This is a genomic window from Microcoleus sp. B3-A4, from assembly GCF_036705385.1.
Classification (GTDB): domain Bacteria; phylum Cyanobacteriota; class Cyanobacteriia; order Cyanobacteriales; family Microcoleaceae; genus Microcoleus.
The window spans coordinates 1-1,361 of the sequence record NZ_JAUBUI010000217.1; the positions used below are offsets into that span (position 1 = coordinate 1).

General features: G+C 44.5%; 2 protein-coding genes. One reads left to right on the top strand and one right to left on the bottom strand.

Going from position 1 to position 1,361, the window contains the following annotated elements:
* Window positions 1-317 precede the first annotated feature (317 nt).
* Complete coding sequence (locus tag QUB33_RS29445) at window positions 318-488, top strand: hypothetical protein (RefSeq protein WP_333358223.1); 171 nt, start codon at window positions 318-320, stop codon at window positions 486-488.
* A 138-nt stretch (window positions 489-626) separates the two neighbouring features.
* On the opposite strand, the gene QUB33_RS29450 is transcribed toward QUB33_RS29445, so the two are convergent.
* A partial coding sequence (locus QUB33_RS29450) for a Calx-beta domain-containing protein (RefSeq protein WP_333358226.1) occupies window positions 627-1,361 on the bottom strand: 735 nt, incomplete at its 5' end.

Consider the following 1,361-nt stretch of genomic DNA (forward strand, 5'->3'; position numbering starts at 1 on the left):
GGCACTATACTTGATTTACTTTTTTGTACATCATACCTAGTTTATCACTTTTTCGGTCTTAAGTAAACCGTATTGATTTATAGATGATATGGGGGTTTTACTTATTAACCAGGAATTATGCTAGCTCGCCTCATGGTACCAGAGTATCCGATCTAAAACCATTTTACCGAGGCGCAATAATTACAGCAAGTGGAACCATTAGTATTAAAAAAGTGATGACATTAATGATGATGAATGACTTAATGGATGGCAAGGGATTTGAAGTATTTATCGAAAAGTTTTTAGTTTCCTCGTAAATGTGGAGAGCGGTAGTATCAATGGATAATTTACCAGCCAATAAAATGGCTCCTATTGCACCGATGATTGAAGAAATTGGTGCAAGTATTATTAACTTATCACCGTATTCTCCTGATTTTAATTCCAATGAATTAGGGTGGTTTCAACTTAATTTTTTCGGCGTAGCTTTTTTTGCTAACAAAAATAATTGATACATTAACTGCCGTCGCACTCGAATTAATAAATCCTCAACATCTAAAAAACTGCTTTACTAAATGCTGCTAATGTCATCTATAAACTTGCAATCTACTGTATTAGTAGGGCAAGGATTCCTCGCCCTACTAACAGCCTTAAATCAGAGTAATTGCAGTCGATGCCGGAGCGCCGATCGAACCTGGACCAAAGCCCAAATTCACCACCCCACCAGTCAACTCAGGAAGATTGTTAATCGTCAGACTAACGGTAGTTTGACCGGGATTAAAGTTCACCGTGCCGGACGAAGGATTCACAGCAAATGGACTGTCAATGGTGAAGTCTACGTTGTTCACAGGTTGACCACCACTAGGAGCAACAATCAAATAGTCCACCGAAGCCGGAACCGAAGGATTGCCAGCCCGATTAATCGTAACAACTCCATAACCACCATCAATAATAGGATCGGGAGACGAACCGTAAAAGAAGGAAGTCGTAGCCACGCCGCCTTCAGCCACCGTGTAATTTGGTTGGGCGAACTGGAAGAGACTGCTAGCTCTCAGCGCCGGCGTCGCAGTTGGCGTCGTCCCAGTTGGCGCGACATCATTAATCGTCAAAATTGACGGAGGACCACTGACATTGCCACCCAAGAGCACCAAATTCACCGTTTCCGGCGGTTCCCCTGTTATGTCGCTCAAAGTCGTCACGGGGAAACTAGCGGTTGTTTGCCCCGCAGCAAAATTCAACACTCCCGCCGCCGTAGTGTAGTCCGCTGCTGTGCCTGCTGAACTTGCCGAACCGTCAAGAGTAGTGAAGTTAATCGATGCAGCAGCCGTGCCACCGGTGCGAGTAACGTTAATCGTAGCCACGCCACCTTCAGCCACCGTGTAATT

Excerpts from the sequence above, each read along its gene's own strand:
- QUB33_RS29445 (WP_333358223.1), top strand. The coding sequence starts at position 318 with ATGGATAATTTACCAGCCAATAAAATGGCTCCTATTGCACCGATGATT.